Genomic DNA, 17324 nt, shown 5'->3' with positions numbered 1-17324 from the left:
AATCCTGTATAATAGTCGAAACGGATAAGTACTATTGGACACTTTTCAGAAAGTCTGCGGCGGCTGTGAGCAGATAAGGAGAAAATAGGAAATTCTACCGTTAGTTTAAAAATGAATAATTAAGCAAGTGCACTTTTGTGAAGTTGGATGGAACCGCGGCTATGCCGCTCCAACAGTTTCATAAAGTGCTTTTTATTTTTGGAGGTACCTATGTTAGATTTAAAACGCATCCGTACGGACTTTGATTCTGTCGCTGAAAAATTGGCCACGCGAGGTGTTGACGCTGCTACACTCAACCAAATGAAAACCATTGACAAAGAACGCCGGGATTTGTTAGTCAAGGTCGAAGAACTCAAGGCAGAGCGCAATACCGTTTCTGCTGAAATTGCTCAAGCTAAACGCAACAAAGAAAATGCAGATGACAAGATTGCTGCTATGCAAAAACTTTCTGCTGAAGTCAAGAACTTAGACGCAACCTTGGCTGAGCTGGATGCTAAGTTGACTGAGTTCACTACCACTCTGCCTAACATCCCGCACGAAAGTGTTCCTGTCGGAGCAGATGAGGACGAAAACGTCGAAGTCCGTCGCTGGGGGACACCGCGCCAATTTGACTTTGAAGCTAAAGCTCACTGGGATTTGGGTGAAAATCTGGACATCTTGGACTGGGAGCGTGGAGCAAAAGTTACTGGTGCTCGCTTCCTCTTCTATAAGGGCTTAGGAGCTCGATTAGAGCGTGCTATCTACAACTTCATGCTGGACGAGCATGGCAAAGAAGGCTACACAGAAGTCATCACTCCCTACATGGTCAACCATGATTCTATGTTTGGGACAGGGCAATATCCTAAGTTCAAAGAAGATACATTTGAGCTAAGCGATACCAACTTCGTTCTGATTCCGACTGCTGAAGTTCCGCTGACCAACTATTATCGAGACGAAATTTTAGACGGCAAAGAATTGCCAATCTACTTCACAGCTATGAGTCCGTCATTTCGCTCTGAAGCTGGCTCTGCTGGTCGTGACACGCGCGGTCTCATCCGTCTGCACCAATTCCATAAGGTTGAAATGGTTAAGTTTGCCAAGCCAGAAGAATCTTATCAAGAGCTGGAAAAGATGACTGCCAACGCTGAAAACATCCTGCAAAAGCTGAATCTGCCTTACCGAGTTGTAGCACTCTGTACTGGGGATATGGGCTTCTCAGCTGCTAAGACCTACGACTTGGAAGTTTGGATTCCTGCTCAGAATACCTACCGTGAAATCTCTAGTTGCTCTAACACAGAAGACTTCCAAGCTCGTCGAGCTCAAATCCGCTACCGTGACGAAGCAGATGGCAAGGTCAAACTCCTTCATACTCTCAACGGTTCTGGGCTGGCTGTCGGACGTACAGTAGCAGCTATCTTAGAAAATTACCAAAACGAAGATGGCTCTGTGACTATCCCAGAGGTTCTGCGTCCGTACATGGGTGGCTTAGAAGTTATAGCGCCAAAATAAAAAGCAGATTATCCTGATACTTTGCCTGTATCACTAGGTCTGAATGCAGACTTATTTTGCTAAAATTAAAAAAATCCGAGTTCAACTCAGAGAAAATCAAAAACAGATTTTCAAAGAGTATCATCTCGGATTTTTTGTTATCTTTCTGGCTCGCAATGAGACTGCATAGTAAAAACAACCATAGAGGACAATTACGAAAGCCAGCAGAGCTTCTGCATGACTTAGCCAAACAAGCCAGGTCCAACCTAGATAATCAAGTCCCAGTCTCAGAGCAAAAGCTGTATTGACAAGAGGAAAGGTCAAGGCTGACCAGCTAAGCTGAGGACCCAGTCGGAAAATGCGAGGTAAAAGACATAAAACCAACAGATAAAAGGCTTGCGATAAGAGGAGCAGCAAGGCAACAAACCAACCTTCAGCATCAGCACCAGCCAGACGGATATAGCTTCCCAGCAGGAGCGAGAAAGGCGCACAGTAAATGGCCCACTGCGGCTTTAAAGCATCAGGCAGCCTTTGTGACCGCCTAACCTTGTAAAACAAGGGATAGAGAATCAAACTCAGTAGCAGAGCAAAAAACCAAGCCAAATAGCCCAAAAGCAGCTGATGAACTACTCCCTGGGTCAAGCTTGCCATGGCCAATCCAACATAGAGAACCGTCCAGCTCGGGGTCAAAGATAATCCCTCAGCCTTAAGCACATACTTCCATGTAAAGATAGCTATTAGAACAATATGCAGCAACAAGGCCATGTACCAAATTAATTGGCTTATCCAAAGTAAACCAAGCTTGTTCAGGTAAGCAGCTAAGAGCATACTAGCCATTGGATAAGTCGCAAAGCTCGATAAGAAAGGGGCCTTTTGCAAATCTTGCCGATAGTCCGAAAATGACAGTACTAAAGCCAGTGTCAGATAAATCCAAAGTATCAATGCCAGACCATTTAACAAGTGGAAAAAGATAGAATGGTAGTTCAGTAAAAGATTAGCTAAGCCAAATAGGCCAAGAATCAACCCAGATAAGAGAATGGGAGGTCGTTTGCTGTTCACGAAGCAACTCCTTTATAGTAATGTTTTGAAGTCCCTTTTCAATGCCAATCAGACGTTTGTTTGCTATCATTTCTATGAAACTTCTAAAATATGCCGCAGCTGGACTGCACTCGGTGAGACAATGGGAAGAAAAGCTCCTTCGTTCCAACGGCGGATAAAGCCAGAAGTCGAATTACTCAAATATCCTCTGCCTCCACTAGCCTGCAACTCCAAGAGCAGACTTTGGGCTACCACATCAACTATATCAATTCGCAGCTGGAAGAGCTCCTTAGGATGCTCAATAAAATAGCCAGGCTGGAGAAGACCTCTATAGAGCTGATCCTGGATTTCAGTCAGAGCAGCCACTTGCTCCTCCCACTCCTCTCTCAAAATGGAGCGGACTGACAGATTAGCTTCGACCTCCTCTAGCGATTTCTCTGCTAGGCCAAGAGCCAAACCAAACTGATACCCTAGAAAAGCTGGGCGATTTTCTGCCAAAAAGGCCTGGGCATCTTGAGCAAGAATCCATTCCTCTTGTAAAGGCACATGATTAAAGGTCAGGGCAGCTGTATTTCCCCCTTGCAAGGATACAAACTCTAAATCCGCTGAACGAGAGAAATTCTCTGCGTCAGATGGCACAGCCAGAACCAGCGGCTGGCGGCTCCCATCTTCGAAACCAGCAACAAATATGCTGAGAAAGCGATCCGCGCGAGCATTGGTTACCCAAGGCAGACGTCCCTTGAGATAAAACTTCCCGTCTTCTTCTACAATAGAGACATTTAACTCTTCTAAGTCCGACAGGAATTTAACAGCATTGGACAGGGCTGTCGCACCTGCATATTCCCCTGACAAGAGCCCTTCCAAATAGTGGTCTCTAAAGTAGGGATTAGAAGACTTTAAAACGTTATCAATAAAGGTCCTTTGTCCCCAAGAGATAAAGGAAGCGGTCAAGGAATGGTGAGCCAGCTCCTTGAGCACTTCAATCACATCCGTATCATTGCCACCTCGGCCTCCCAGCTCTTCTGGAACGCCAACCCTAAAGGCTCCTTCAGCGGCGATACGCTCAATCAGTTGGTTACCCGCTGCACAGGATTCTTTGTCAATTTGGTCAGCGTGGTCATCCAACCAGTTGATAAACTCTTCTGAAAAAAATGTCATTTGCTACCTCCTCAAAGACTAGGCATAAGGTTGCAATTCCGGATTAATTGGCGTGTTGGCCAGATTATTGGCATAATTGCAAAGGGTCGCAAGGCTGACACCCAGAACTACATCCAGAGCATTCTCATGCGTATAGCCTGCTTCTAGGAAGTCTGCCAAAGCCTCGTCTCCGACCCGTCCCTTAGTATTAATGACAGCAATGGTAAATTTAGCAAGCGTATCTAGCTTCGAATCTGTATCAATCGAAGTACGATTGCGCAGAGCCTCCAAAAGATCATCATTCATTTGAATCTGCTTGATTGAAAAGGCTGTATGACCCGCTACACAGAAAGCACAACCGTTGGTAACTGCAGCCGTTATCTGCACTACTTCACGCTCAGTCGGTGTCAGGCTGTTACGGCGATTGATGGCTCCAACCGTCCGATAAGTTTCCAAAGCCGTTGGTGCATTGGCCAAAAGACCGATAAGATTGGGAATGTAGCCACCGTTATCTTTTTGAACAGTTTCCAGGACTTCTTTTACCTCGGCTGGTGCGGACTCAATCGTGTGGATAGTAAATTCTGACATATGAAACCTCATTTCTTTTAATTAGAAACTATCTTAACATAGGACCAATGGCTTGTATAATATATATTTTATATAAGTCCTATAAAGAGAATATAATGCGATTTTTCAAACTAAAATATATTTCCCTCGTGAGGTAGCTCCACATCAATTCCAAACAAGAATCCGAAACGAGAAAAAGAAGCCTTTGGGCTTCGATTTTTTAATATTTCCTGAATCGCTGGTAGCGATTTTCCAATAATTGCTCCAAGGGTAGCTGAGACAGACTATCCAACTCCGTTGCGATTTCTTCTTTCACTGCAGCCAGTAATTCATGGTTGTTAAAGCCTCTTTCAGGAATGACCTTATCTACCACTTCCATCTGCAAGAGCTCATGTGAAGTAATTTTCATCAACTCTGCAGCTTCCATAGCGCGGCTGCCGTCTTTCCAGAGGATGGAAGCAAAGCCTTCTGGACTGAGAACTGCATACATAGAGTTTTCCAGCATCCAGACCTTGTCTGCTACAGCCAAAGCCAAGGCACCACCTGAGCCACCTTCACCAATGATGATGGCAATAATCGGTACTTTGAGATTGCTCATCTCCATTAAGTTACGGGCAATGGCTTCCCCTTGGCCACGCTCCTCAGCACCGACACCAGGATAAGCACCTGCCGTATTGATAAAGGTTACCACAGGACGACCAAATTTTTCCGCCTGCTTCATGAGACGCAGAGCCTTGCGGTAGCCTTCTGGATGCGGCTGTCCAAAGTTTCGTCGCAAATTATCCTGCAAATTGCGTCCCTTTTGAATACCGACCACTGTTACAGGCTGACCGTTTAGCGTCCCGATACCTCCAATCACCGCACCGTCATCTCGAAAAGAGCGATCCCCATGCAGCTCGACGAAGTTATCAAAAATTCCTTGTGCAAAATCCAGCGCAGTCAAACGAGCCTGATCACGCGCTTCTTTAATAATCCGAGTGATTTTTGTCATGCTTGACCTCCATGGAATGCTAATAAGGTAGCAAGTGTATCTCTCATGTCACCACGCTTGACGATGGCATCCACAAAACCATGCTCCATGAGAAATTCAGCCTTTTGAAAATCATCTGGCAGCTTCTCACGAACTGTGGACTCAATAACTCGACGCCCGGCAAACCCAACCAGAGCCTGAGTTTCAGCCAGAATAATATCGCCCTCCATAGCAAAAGAGGCTGTGACACCACCAGTTGTCGGATCTGTCAAGACGGTCAGATAGAAGAGGCCTGCTGCAGAGTGCCGCTGAACAGCCGCAGAAACCTTAGCCATCTGCATCAAGCTCATAATACCCTCCTGCATGCGAGCACCGCCAGAAGCCGTAAACAGAACGACTGGCAATTTATGCTCTGTTGCATACTCAAAGAGACGGGTAATCTTTTCACCCACAACTGTCCCCATAGAAGCCATGATAAAGTTTGAATCCATGATTCCAAGAGCCGTTTTATGCCCCTTGATACTAGCTGTTCCAGTCAGAACCGCCTCATCAAGTCCCGTCTTCTCACGGGTAAGAGCCAATTTTTCTTGATAATTAGGGAAGTTCAGAGGATCCTTGGTTTCAATTCCAGTGAACATCTCCTCAAAACTATTCTCATCTACGGTTAGGTTTAAGCGCTCATGAGCAGAAATACGGAAATTATAGCCACAGTTAGGACACACACTATCATTTCCAAGATCTTTTTGGTAAATGGTATGCTTACAACCTGGGCATTTCGAAAAGAGTTCGTCTGGAACCTCAGGCTTTGCTTGAGGCTTTTCCCGACTCGCTCGATTAGGATTGATACGGATATATTTATCCTTCTTTGAAAACAAAGCCATCGTTTACGTCTTCTCCTTTTCAAGATTTTATACTCAGGCACATCAAACAGCAAGAGCCACTGTCTTTCGAGTTTACAGAGCAGTTCTTACATGTCTTATCTATTGTTTCTCTTGATAAGCCGGAAGGAACTTCTCCATGAGAAAGGCTGTGTCATAATCACCAGCAATTACATTAGGATCTGAGATTAAGTCCAGTTGGAAGCCGCTGTTGGTCACAACACCGTCAATTTCTAGTTCATAGAGTGCACGTTGCATCTTCATCAGAGCATCAAATCGGTTTTCCCCGTGAACAATTATCTTCGCAATCATGCTATCGTAGTAAGGCGGGATGGTATAGCCAGGATAGACGGCTGAATCCACGCGCAGACCCACTCCACCGCTTGGCAGATAAACATTTGAAATCTTACCTGGACTCGGTGCAAAGTTAAAGGCTGGGTTTTCAGCATTGATCCGACACTCAATCGCATGCCCTCGGATTTCAACATCATCCTGACTGAAGGACAGCTCTTGACCGTTTGCAATCTTAATCTGCTCTTTTACAATATCCACACCGGTAACAAACTCGGTGACTGGATGCTCAACCTGCACCCGAGTGTTCATCTCCATAAAGTAGAATTCACCCTTGGCTTCATCAAGCAGAAACTCAATCGTTCCGGCATTTTCATAGCCGACAGACTGAGCAGCCCGAACAGCTGCTTCACCAATCTGCTGACGCAGGGTTTTCCCAATCGCCACAGATGGACTTTCTTCAAGCACTTTCTGATTATTACGCTGCAAAGAGCAATCTCGCTCGCCCAAGTGGACCACATGTCCCTGCTGATCAGCTAAAATCTGCACTTCAATATGGCGCGCTGGATAGATGACTCGCTCCATATACATGGCACCATTACCAAAGGCTGCTTTGGCTTCGCTAGATGCAGACTCAAAAGCCGCTACTAAATCCTCAGCCTTTTCAACCTTACGAATGCCCTTGCCGCCGCCGCCAGCAGAAGCTTTGAGCATGACTGGATAACCAATCTTTTCTGCGACTTCCAAAGCTTCTTCAGAGGTATGAACTTCTCCATCAGAACCTGGGATAACTGGCACTTTCGCCTTAATCATCTGAGCTCGAGCATTAATCTTGTCCCCCATCAAGTCCATAACAGCACCTGAAGGTCCAATAAACTTAATGCCGACTTCTTCGCACATGGTCGCAAATTTAGAGTTTTCGCTCAAAAAACCAAAACCAGGATGAATGGCTTCTGCACCTGTTAGGACAGCAGCAGACAGGACTGCGTTCATATTTAGATAAGAATCAGTGGACTTGGCTGGGCCGATGCAGACAGCCTCATCAGCCAGTAGGGTATGGAGTGCTTCCTTGTCAGCCGTTGAATAAACAGCTACCGTATCAATTCCCAACTCGCGAGCTGCACGAATAATTCTGACCGCAATTTCCCCACGGTTAGCAATTAAAATTTTACGAAACATGGTGAAAGCTCCTTTTATCTACTGGCCAATCGCAAAGGTCAAGGTACCGCTGGCCGCCAGTTTTCCATCAACTTCTGCTTTCGCCTCTACAACCGCAATGGTTCCGCGGCGCTTAACAAACTTAGCTGTCATAATCAGCTGATCACCTGGTACAACTTGCTTCTTGAACTTAACCTTGTCCATGCCAGCATAGAAGACCAGTTTGCCCTTATTTTCTTCTTTGGACAATTCCAGCACGCCGGCTGTTTGAGCTAGAGCTTCCATGATCAAGACACCTGGCATAACAGGATATTGAGGAAAATGCCCGTTAAAGAAAGGCTCATTGACTGTCACATTTTTCAGAGCAACAATCTCATCTTCGCTAACTTCCAAAACACGATCCACCAAAAGCATTGGGTAACGGTGCGGAAGTGCTTCTTTTATTGCATTGATATCAATCATTTGATGCGTACCAGCCCTTTCCCAAATTCAACCATTTCTTCATTCTGAACTAGAATTTCTGTAACCAGACCATCTTTTGGTGCTGGAACTTCATTCATGACCTTCATTGCTTCAATAATCATTAGGGTTTGACCTTTTTTAACTTGGTCTCCAACTGATACAAACGGCGGCTTGTCTGGACCAGCTGCTAAGTAAGCCACACCAACCAAAGGACTTTCCACAACATCACCTTCAGCAGCAGGTGCCGGAGCTTCTGAAGCTGTTTCTGGCTCTGCAGACGGAGCTGTTTGAGGAGTTGCCTCAATCACAGACGCACTCGCAGCCTGCAAAGGTGCAGCAATTGGAGCAGAGCTGGCTGTTGGTACTGCAGCCTGACCTTCATTCTTACTAAAAGTCAGCTCATCACTCTGATTTTTGTAAGAAAACTCACGCAGACTAGACTGGTCAAACTGCGCCATTAAATCTTTAATTTCGTTGATATTCATAGGTTTTTAAGCCTCCCAGCGTTTAAAGGCAAGAACTGCATTGTGGCCGCCAAAGCCAAATGTATTGGAAATCGCATAAGGGATTTCCTGTTCCTTACCTTGACCGTAAATAACGTTGGCTTCAATATAGTCTGGCAGCTCTGTTGTACCAGCTGTTTTTGGCACATAGCTATGACGCATCGCTTCAATCGTTGCAATAGCCTCAACCGCGCCTGCTGCACCGAGCAAGTGTCCTGTAAAGGATTTAGTAGAAGACACCGCTACATCTTTACCAAAGACAGAAACAATGGCTCCGCTTTCGCCTTTTTCGTTAGCAGGGGTTGATGTACCGTGAGCATTGACATAAGCCACATCTTTTGGCTCAATTTCAGCTTCTTCAACCGCCTGTTTGATCGCCTTGATAGCGCCCAAACCTTCTGGATGCGGAGAAGTCATATGGTAAGCATCACAAGTATGACCATATCCTACCACCTCAGCCAAGATAGTCGCTCCACGCTTCTCAGCATGTTCCAAGCTTTCCAGAACCAGCATACCAGAACCTTCACCCATGACAAAACCATTGCGGTCCTTGTCAAAAGGAATAGAAGCACGCTTAGGATCTTCTGTCGTAGAAAGAGCAGTCAGAGCCTGGAAACCAGCAATCGCAAATGGTGTAATAGAAGCTTCTGAGCCACCAACCAGCATCACATCTTGATAACCGAACTTAATTGAGCGGAAAGCTTCACCAATCGCATCGTTAGCTGAGGCACAAGCTGTATTGACAGACTTACAGATACCATTGGCTCCAAAGCGCATAGCCACATTTCCTGCCCCCATATTTGGCAGGGCTTTTGGCAAGGTCAAAGGTTTGATACGTTTAGGACCTTTTTCATGCAAGCGAACAACCTGCTCTTCAATTTCCTGAATCCCGCCGATACCTGAAGCCACAATGACACCAAAGCGATCCTTATCCAACGCATCTACATCTAAGTGAGCATTGTTGACCGCTTCTTGAGAAGCATAAATGGCATAAAGTGTGTAATTATCATAACGGTTGGTATCCTTTTTGACAAAGTATTTATCAAAAGGGAAATCCTGAATTTCCGCCGCATTGTGAACACTGTATTCACTATGATCAAATTTAGTAATTGGACCGATTCCAATATTGCCTTCTTTTAAATTATTCCAGAATTCTTCTGGAGTATTCCCGATAGGTGAAGTTAAACCGTATCCTGTTACAACAACTCGATTAAGTTTCATATTGAGCTCCTTTATTTAGATGAATCAACTGATTTTCTACTCGTTAATATTCAAAAACTGTGACTTACTGCATAGTAAAGCCGCCATCAATCGTGATGACTTGACCCGTCAGATATTCTTGACCTGCCAAGAAGAGAGCAACATCTGCTACTTCTTCCGGAGTACCAAAACGCTTCATCGGAATGAGCGCCAGAGACGCTTCCTTGATTTTTTCTGGGAGCACATCTGTCATATCAGATGCGATAAAGCCAGGGGCAATGCAGTTAACACGGATATTTCGCGCTGCCACTTCACGGGCTACTGACTTAGAAAAACCAATCAGACCGGCCTTGGAAGCTGCATAGTTTGCCTGACCGATATTTCCAGCCAAACCAACGACACTCGATAGGTTGATAATAGCACCCTGACGAGCTTTTGTCATCGGTTTCAGGACTGATTGTGTCATATTGAATGTTCCAGTCAAGTTCACTTTCAGCACCTGCTCAAAATCTTCTTCCGTCATTTTCAGCATGAGCTTATCACGGGTAATACCAGCATTATTGACCAATACATCCACAGACCCCAGAGCTGCAACAGCTTCTTCTACTATCCGCTGAGCATCCGCAGATTTAGACACATCCCCAATAACAGCTACGACTTTACCAGAATAACCGGCAAATTCAGCCAAAATATCATCAGAAATCCCGCTTAGTCCGTTTAAGATAACATTGGCTCCGACACTGGCAAATTTATGCGCAATTGCCAGACCAATCCCACGAGCAGACCCTGTAATTAACACATTCTTGTTTTGTAATTCCATGATGATTCCTCATTATTTTTCTAGAAGAGCATTCAAACTTTCTACATCTTCAACTTGGCGTACATCCGCAGACCTATCAATTTTCTTAATAAAACCAGACAGAACTTTGCCAGGACCGATTTCGATAAATTCAGTCACACCAGCTTTCTGCATTGTAGCAATGCTGTCATAAAAGCGCACTGGCTCCATTACCTGACGAGTCAAAAGCTCTTTGACTCTTTCTTTTTCCATCACAGTTGCTTCAGTATTTCCGACTAATGGCCGTACAAAATCTGAAAACTCAACTGTTTCCAAGACTTCTGCCAATCGTTCACTGGCTGGCTTTAAAAGCGCTGTATGGAAAGGTCCGGATACATTGAGCGGGATTAAGCGCTTGACACCAGCATCTTTCAAAAGTTCCACAGCCTTATCCACTGCCGCCACTTCTCCGCCGATAACAATCTGACTTGGCGTATTATAGTTGGCTGGTGAGACTACACCAATAGCGCTTGCTTCTTGACAGACCTCTTCAATGAGAGAAACCTCAGCATTTAAAACTGCGACCATTTTCCCAGAGCCAGCTGGAGCTGCCTCTTCCATGAAGCTACCTCGCTTAGCGACCAAGCCCACTGCAGTCTTAAAATCAAGAGCGCCCGCAGCCACCAAAGCAGAATATTCTCCAAGTGAGAGACCTGCTACCATATCAGGCTCGATTCCCTTATCAGCCAAGAGCCGATAAATAGCTACTGAAGTCGTTAAAATAGCCGGTTGCGTGTAGCGAGTTTGATTGAGCTTTTCTTCATCCTGATCGATCAAAGCTCGGACATCATAGCCTAGAACTTGGCTAGCCTCATCAAAAGTTGACCTCACAAGCTCATACTGATCATAAAGCTCGCGCCCCATTCCAAGGTACTGCGCTCCCTGACCGGCAAAGAGAAAGGCTCTTTTAGTCATTTCTAGTTACTCCTGCCCAACGTTTTGCTTCCTGCTGAATCTTCTCAGCAGCACCATAGTAGATATCTTTGAGGATTTCTTCGACTGTTTCTTCCTTACTGATTAAACCAGCAATTTGACCAGACATGACGGAACCATTTTCCACATCTCCGCGAACAACCGCATTGGCCAAAGCACCAGCTCCAAGATTTTCAAAAACAGTCAAATCTGGATTTTCTTGCTTGAAGGCTTCTTTTTCTGCCTTTTCGAAATCACGCGTCAGCTTATTCTTGATAGCACGAACCGCATGACCAAAATGCTGGGCAGAGATAGTCGTATCAATATCGCGAGCCTTCAAAATCATGTCTTTATAGTTTTGATGGGCGTTTGATTCCTTAGCAACGACAAAGCGTGTACCGACCTGAACAGCTTCAGCTCCCAGCATAAAGCCAGCCGCAGCTCCATGGCCATCCGCAATACCACCAGCAGCAATAACTGGAATGCTAACAGCTTCAGCAACCTGACGAACCAAGGACATGGTAGTCAATTTACCGATGTGGCCACCAGCTTCCATACCTTCTGCGATGACTGCATCCGCACCGATCTTTTCCATCCGCTTAGCCAAGGCCACACTTGGCACAACAGGGATAACTGTAATCCCCGCTTCATGGAAACGAGCCATGTGCTTGCTTGGATTACCCGCACCAGTTGTTACTACTTTTACTCCCTCTTCAATGACGAGATCCACAATGTCGTCTGCAAAAGGAGAAAGAAGCATGATGTTAACTCCGAAAGGACGGTCCGTCAAAGACTTAATCTTGTCAATATTAGCCTTTACCACTTCTTTGGGGGCATTTCCGCCACCTATGATACCAAGACCGCCAGCTTTTGAAACCGCGCCAGCCAAGTCACCGTCAGCAACCCAGGCCATCCCGCCTTGGAAAATAGGATAATCAATATTCAATAATTCTGTAATACGTGTTTGCATAATACCTTCCTTTTATCATTGCTTAAGTAATAGCTTGATCTCAAACTATCACATACTCGTTGTATTTTCTTTACTTTGACAGTCAAACTATTACCTAAACAAGAGAGAATATCTTTCGATACTCTCAGTTACTTGCTTATTTAGTTTTTTCTTCTACATAAGCAACCAAATCACCAACTGTGTTCAAACCTTCTTCAGTTTCGATTTGGATGTCAAATGCATCTTCAATTTCTGAAATCACTTGGAATAAGTCCAATGAATCTGCTTCAAGATCATCGAAAGTTGACTCAAGAGTAACTTCTGATGGCTCTTTGCCAAGTTCTTCAACGATAATTTCTTGTACTTTTTCAAATACTGCCATGGATAGACTCCTTTAAAAATAAAATATTTTTTATCATGTGTTTCCACTTGATTAACTAAATTGTAACAATAAGCGTGCCCCATGTCAAACCTCCACCGAAACCTGACATCAAAATTGTCTGATTTCCGTTCAGTTTGATTAGTCCTTGCTCGACACACTCAGATAATAAAATCGGGATGCTAGCTGCACTAGTATTGCCATATTCCATCATGTTGCCCGGAAGTTTCTCCCGAGCAACACCAAGCTTCTTAGCCATTTTATCCAAAATACGGATATTGGCCTGATGGAGCAACAAAAAATCCAAATCTTCCGCTGAAAGCTGACTGTTTTCAATGGTTTCTTTGATAGAACGAGCAACATCACGAATAGCAAAATCGAAAATAGCTCTACCGTCCATTGTCAGATAAGGCTGATTCTCACCTTTTTCAGAAAAAGGTGAAGCCAAACCGATTTTTCCGCAGGTCAGACTATCTCCGCGTGATCCGTCCGTAAACTGACTTTCTGCCAAAAAATGCTGTTCTGAAGCACTTTCCAACAGAACACCGCCAGAACCATCTCCGAAAAGAACAGCCGTTGAACGATCCGACCAATCTACCGTCTTAGAAAGGGTCTCACTACCTATGATTAGACCTTTTTGATAACGGCCAGAAGAAATTAATTTTTCTCCAGTCGATAAGGCGAAGATAAAGCCACTGCAGGCCGCCGTCAGATCAAAGGCAAATGCATTCTTGGCCCCAATATTGGCCTGTACTCTCGCAGCCGTTGAAGGCATTAAAGAATCCGGCGTAATGGTGGCAACAATGATAAAGTCCAGGTCTTGAGCAGAAGTCCCTGACTTTTGCAGCAAATTCTCTGCTACTTTTGTAGCTAAATCACTGGTCGTCTCATCTGACGATAAATGGCGTTTTTTAATCCCAGTTCGACTTGAAATCCACTCATCACTGGTATCCATAATCTCTGCTAGATCATCATTGCTGACAACCTGACGGGGAGCATAATGAGCCACTTGGCTAATCTTAGCATAGTTCATTATTTCAAATCCTCTAGGAAACTATATAAATTTTGCAGGCCCTTTTGCATCACTTGTCTCTCTTCTGGACTCATCCCATCCACTACCTGCATGACCATGCGGTTGTGGAATCTCTTGTGAAGACGATACAAAAGCCGCCCATTCTTTGTCAAATTCAGATGCACCACACGACGGTCAACTTCCGACCGACGCCGCTCAATATAACCCTTACGCTCCAGATTATTCAAACTAGTCGTAACAGTCCCCAAGGTAACCATCAATTCTCGTGATATATCACTTGGAGTAGCATTTGGGGTTGTGCCGATAACATCTATTGTATGCATTTCCTTAATGGAGACATCGTTGAAGCGACTGCTTCTTAGGCTCGATTCTTCAATAACCAAGACATTATTGAAAATAGACGTTAAGTAATCATTTACTAACTGAAAGTTCAAAACCATACCTCCTTAAGAAAATACTTTGACAATCAAATTTTATCAGATAGAAAAGTAATTTGCAAGCTTTTTTGAAAATTAATTTGATTTTCAAATATTTTTGTAAACAACTTGCAAAATAAGCAACCTTGAACCAATACATTATTTACCAGTGAAGTTTGGACGACGTTTCTCAGAATAAGCTCGAACCCCTTCTTTGAAATCCTCTGTGAAAGCCAGCGATTTCTGCAATTCTAACTCTAGTTCTGCATACTCAGACCAGCCGCTAAACAGACTCTTCCAGACCATTTCTTTCATGGCTCTGTAAGAATTCAGAGAGCCACGTTTCAGCTTCTTGAGCAACTGTTCCGTTGTTTTTTCCAATTTCTCTGCTTCACAGACTTTATAAAGCAAGCCATAATCCAGAGCTTTCTCTGCAGTCAGAGCTTCCCCAGTCATAACCAGATGGGTCGCCCGAGTCACCCCGATAGCACGAGCCAGTAAGAAAAGACCGCCAGCATCTGGCGCCAGACCAACTCCGACAAAGGCTTGAATGAAACGGGATTTTTCAGTCGCAATACAGAAATCCGCTGCAACGACCATATTGGCAGCCGCACCAGCAACAGGACCATCAACACTCATGATAACAGGCTTAGGAAGGCGTTTCATAGCAAAAGAAATATCATTGACCAATTCAGCGATTTTCACCAAGGATTGGACATCATCATCACTGACTGCTCTCTGCATCTCAGCCAAGTCTCCACCCACTGAAAAAACCTTTCCATTCGCATTGATAACTAAAAATTTGACGGACTCATCCTTAGCAGCAAGTTCAATAGCCTCTAAAATTTCCTCACACATAGGAATATTAAAGCCATTTGAAACTTCAGGACGATTGAAAGTAATCGTTGCTATTTCATCTGCTACATGATAGAGAATTCCATTAAATGTCATTTCAGCTCCATTCCCGACCCGATCTCAAATCAGCCGTTTTATTTTATTATTAAATAATTTGATATTCAAATTATACACAACTTATATTTTATCATAAAATATAAAAGAAAGGAAATAAAAAAATGGGTAAAAATAAATTAGCGTTCTGATTTAAACGATATTAGTAATAATTTGGGTAAAAATAGTATAAAAACAACGTTTGAATAATTTTCAGAATTTTGTTATAATTTTTAAAATAAGATAGGAGAGCCTATGAAAGTTGTAAAATTTGGTGGAAGTTCACTGGCTTCTGCGACTCAATTAGAAAAAGTTTTGAACATTGTCAAATCTGATCCTGAACGTCGATTTGTTGTAGTATCAGCGCCAGGAAAACGCCACGACGACGATATCAAAGTAACCGATGCCCTGATTAAATATTACCGAGAGTATATTGCAGGAAATGATGTCACACCAAACCAACAGTGGATTATCAATCGCTATGCAGATATGGTTGCAGAATTAGGTTTGAAACCAAAAGTTCTGGAGAAAATTTCCAAAAGCATCACAAGCCTTGCAACTGTACCAATTGAAGATAATGCATTTCTTTATGATACTTTTCTTGCAGCAGGAGAAAACAACAACGCCAAATTAATTGCAGCATATTTCAGTCAAAATGGCGTTCCAGCTAGCTACGTGCATCCGAGAGAAGCAGGACTCGTCGTTTCCAGTGAGCCTGGCAATGCAAGAATTCTTCCTTCCAGCTATGATAAGATTGAAGAACTCAATAATTCTGATGAAGTTCTAGTTATCCCTGGTTTCTTTGGTGTTACTCAAGATGGCCAAATCTGTACTTTCTCCCGTGGTGGTTCTGACATTACAGGCTCTATCATTGCTGCGGGGGTCAAAGCAGATATTTATGAAAACTTTACTGATGTTGATGGAATCTTTGCTGCCCATCCCGGCATTGTCCACAAACCGCATTCCATTCCCGAGCTAACCTACCGTGAAATGCGAGAATTGGCCTACGCTGGCTTTACCGTTCTCCACGATGAAGCTCTGCTTCCAGCATACCGCGGCAAAATTCCGCTGGTTATTAAAAATACCAACAATCCAGAACATCCAGGTACTCAAATTGTCCATAAACACAGTAAGGACCATCTCCCTGTCGTTGGGATTGCTGGAGATGCAGGATTTGTCAGCATTAACATGTCCAAGTACCTGATGAACAGAGAAATTGGCTTTGGTAGACGCGTCCTTCAAATTCTCGAAGACCTGAATATTGGTTGGGAGCATATGCCTACAGGAATTGACGACCTCTCTATTATCTTGCGCGAGCGCGAATTAACTCCTATCAAAGAGGAAGAAATCCTTCGCCAGCTTGTCCAAAAAGCAGAGGTTGATCATGCAGAAATCGAACACAACCTTTCCATTATCATGATTGTCGGCGAAAAAATGAAGAGTCATATCGGGGTTACAGCTACTGCAACCAAAGCTCTTTCAGAAAACAACATCAATATTCAAATGATGTCCCAAGGTTCAAGCGAAGTATCCATCATGTTTGTTGTGGAAAAAAATCAAGAAAAAGCAGCCATACGTGCTTTATATAGAGCCTTCTTTGAAGTCAATACAGAATCATAAATGCAAACCTCAGAAGCATTTTTATCATACAATCACTCGATAATCGAAAAAGGCAGAAGTTAGTTACGCACTAACTTCTGCCTTTTTGATTTAACTGCTAAATACTGTTATTTAATTCACAGACTATCTGAAAAACAATAGCTTTTAACACTACCACTCACAATCATAGAATTATCTCCCATTGTAAATAATACCAAAAAGTACAAAAAAAGAGGTAAAACCTCTTTGAAACTCCGCCAGTAGGACTCGAACCTACGACATCATGATTAACAGTCATGCGCTACTACCAACTGAGCTATGGCGGATAAACGCTAAGCGACTTCCATATCTCACAGGGGGCAACCCCCAACTACTTCCGGCGTTCTAGGGCTTAACTGCTGTGTTCGGCATGGGTACAGGTGTATCTCCTAGGCTATCGTCACTTAACTATTGAATTAACGTTCCTGTCCTCTCAGACAAGCCTTGTCAACTCAAAATTGAATACAATATCAAATCTCACATTTCTCTAAACCATTCGCTGCACTCTGATGAAGCTCTTATTCTAGGATAAGTCCTCGA

At 43.8% G+C, this 17324-nt stretch carries 18 protein-coding genes, 1 tRNA gene and 1 rRNA gene; 2 read left to right on the top strand and 18 right to left on the bottom strand.

The window, feature by feature from the left end; all coding sequences use genetic code 11:
- Window positions 1-210: 210 nt before the first annotated feature.
- A complete protein-coding gene (gene serS / locus D8877_RS11230; RefSeq protein ID WP_125341579.1) occupies window positions 211-1488 on the top strand; it encodes a serine--tRNA ligase in 1278 nt (425 codons plus the stop codon).
- Between the two features lie 120 nt (window positions 1489-1608).
- Here serS and D8877_RS11220 read toward each other — a convergent pair whose 3' ends face one another.
- The 16 genes from D8877_RS11220 to D8877_RS11145 all read right to left on the bottom strand — a co-directional run bounded on the left by D8877_RS11220 (window position 1609) and on the right by D8877_RS11145 (window position 15149).
- On the bottom strand, window positions 1609-2526 hold the full coding sequence (locus tag D8877_RS11220) for a TDT family transporter (protein WP_125341577.1): 918 nt from the start codon (window positions 2524-2526) through the stop codon (window positions 1609-1611).
- Window positions 2527-2598: 72 nt separating this feature from the next.
- The gene (locus D8877_RS11215) at window positions 2599-3663 is read right to left on the bottom strand and encodes an acyl-CoA dehydrogenase family protein (protein WP_125341576.1); all 1065 of its coding nucleotides are present in this window, start codon (window positions 3661-3663) and stop codon (window positions 2599-2601) included.
- A gap of 18 nt (window positions 3664-3681) precedes the next feature.
- Window positions 3682-4230: a carboxymuconolactone decarboxylase family protein gene (locus D8877_RS11210; protein ID WP_185760219.1), complete on the bottom strand. Its 549-nt coding sequence runs from the start codon at window positions 4228-4230 to the stop codon at window positions 3682-3684.
- Window positions 4231-4429: 199 nt separating this feature from the next.
- Window positions 4430-5200 carry an acetyl-CoA carboxylase carboxyl transferase subunit alpha gene (locus D8877_RS11205; protein WP_002911786.1) on the bottom strand — a complete coding sequence of 257 codons (771 nt, stop codon included), beginning with the start codon at window positions 5198-5200 and terminating at the stop codon, window positions 4430-4432.
- The gene (gene accD / locus D8877_RS11200; RefSeq protein WP_002901174.1) at window positions 5197-6060 is read right to left on the bottom strand and encodes an acetyl-CoA carboxylase, carboxyltransferase subunit beta; all 864 of its coding nucleotides are present in this window, start codon (window positions 6058-6060) and stop codon (window positions 5197-5199) included. The genes D8877_RS11205 and accD overlap by 4 nt, the downstream gene beginning before the upstream one ends.
- A gap of 99 nt (window positions 6061-6159) precedes the next feature.
- Complete coding sequence (locus D8877_RS11195) at window positions 6160-7527, bottom strand: acetyl-CoA carboxylase biotin carboxylase subunit (protein ID WP_002901175.1); 1368 nt, start codon at window positions 7525-7527, stop codon at window positions 6160-6162.
- An 18-nt stretch (window positions 7528-7545) separates the two neighbouring features.
- A complete protein-coding gene (fabZ, locus tag D8877_RS11190) occupies window positions 7546-7968 on the bottom strand; it encodes a 3-hydroxyacyl-ACP dehydratase FabZ (protein ID WP_002896886.1) in 423 nt (140 codons plus the stop codon).
- Window positions 7965-8453, bottom strand: coding sequence for an acetyl-CoA carboxylase biotin carboxyl carrier protein (gene accB, locus D8877_RS11185; protein ID WP_125353369.1), 489 nt, complete (start codon window positions 8451-8453; stop codon window positions 7965-7967). The genes fabZ and accB overlap by 4 nt, the downstream gene beginning before the upstream one ends.
- Before the next feature lie 6 nt (window positions 8454-8459).
- Window positions 8460-9692, bottom strand: a complete 1233-nt coding sequence (gene fabF, locus D8877_RS11180) for a beta-ketoacyl-ACP synthase II (RefSeq protein WP_002893606.1) — start codon at window positions 9690-9692, stop codon at window positions 8460-8462.
- Between the two features lie 64 nt (window positions 9693-9756).
- Window positions 9757-10491 (bottom strand): 3-oxoacyl-[acyl-carrier-protein] reductase, encoded by a 735-nt coding sequence (gene fabG / locus D8877_RS11175; RefSeq protein WP_002893608.1) that lies wholly within the window; start codon window positions 10489-10491, stop codon window positions 9757-9759.
- A 12-nt stretch (window positions 10492-10503) separates the two neighbouring features.
- Window positions 10504-11424: an ACP S-malonyltransferase gene (gene fabD / locus D8877_RS11170; RefSeq protein WP_125353367.1), complete on the bottom strand. Its 921-nt coding sequence runs from the start codon at window positions 11422-11424 to the stop codon at window positions 10504-10506.
- Window positions 11417-12391 carry an enoyl-[acyl-carrier-protein] reductase FabK gene (gene fabK, locus D8877_RS11165; protein ID WP_125337811.1) on the bottom strand — a complete coding sequence of 325 codons (975 nt, stop codon included), beginning with the start codon at window positions 12389-12391 and terminating at the stop codon, window positions 11417-11419. Before fabK ends, fabD begins: the two co-directional genes overlap by 8 nt.
- Before the next feature lie 136 nt (window positions 12392-12527).
- The gene (locus D8877_RS11160) at window positions 12528-12752 is read right to left on the bottom strand and encodes an acyl carrier protein (RefSeq protein ID WP_002893611.1); all 225 of its coding nucleotides are present in this window, start codon (window positions 12750-12752) and stop codon (window positions 12528-12530) included.
- 55 nt (window positions 12753-12807) lie between these two features.
- Window positions 12808-13782, bottom strand: coding sequence for a beta-ketoacyl-ACP synthase III (locus D8877_RS11155; RefSeq protein ID WP_125337812.1), 975 nt, complete (start codon window positions 13780-13782; stop codon window positions 12808-12810).
- The gene (fabT, locus tag D8877_RS11150) at window positions 13782-14216 is read right to left on the bottom strand and encodes a fatty acid biosynthesis transcriptional regulator FabT (protein ID WP_002901186.1); all 435 of its coding nucleotides are present in this window, start codon (window positions 14214-14216) and stop codon (window positions 13782-13784) included. Before fabT ends, D8877_RS11155 begins: the two co-directional genes overlap by 1 nt.
- Window positions 14217-14357: 141 nt before the next feature.
- On the bottom strand, window positions 14358-15149 hold the full coding sequence (locus tag D8877_RS11145) for an enoyl-CoA hydratase (RefSeq protein ID WP_125353365.1): 792 nt from the start codon (window positions 15147-15149) through the stop codon (window positions 14358-14360).
- A gap of 252 nt (window positions 15150-15401) precedes the next feature.
- Between D8877_RS11145 and D8877_RS11140 the strand changes: the two genes are divergently transcribed.
- Entirely contained in the window at window positions 15402-16766 is a 1365-nt protein-coding gene (locus tag D8877_RS11140; protein ID WP_125341568.1) for an aspartate kinase, read from the top strand.
- A gap of 231 nt (window positions 16767-16997) precedes the next feature.
- Here D8877_RS11140 and D8877_RS11135 read toward each other — a convergent pair.
- Together D8877_RS11135 and rrf are read right to left on the bottom strand one after the other, a co-directional pair.
- Window positions 16998-17071, bottom strand: a tRNA-Asn gene (locus D8877_RS11135).
- Between the two features lie 5 nt (window positions 17072-17076).
- Window positions 17077-17192, bottom strand: a 5S ribosomal RNA gene (gene rrf, locus D8877_RS11130).
- Window positions 17193-17324: the final 132 nt, after the last annotated feature.

The sequence above is a fragment of the Streptococcus sanguinis genome (assembly GCF_003943735.1).
Lineage (GTDB): Bacteria > Bacillota > Bacilli > Lactobacillales > Streptococcaceae > Streptococcus > Streptococcus sanguinis_E.
Note: the sequence above shows the minus strand (reverse complement) of the source record. Positions and strands in the feature narration are given on the sequence as shown.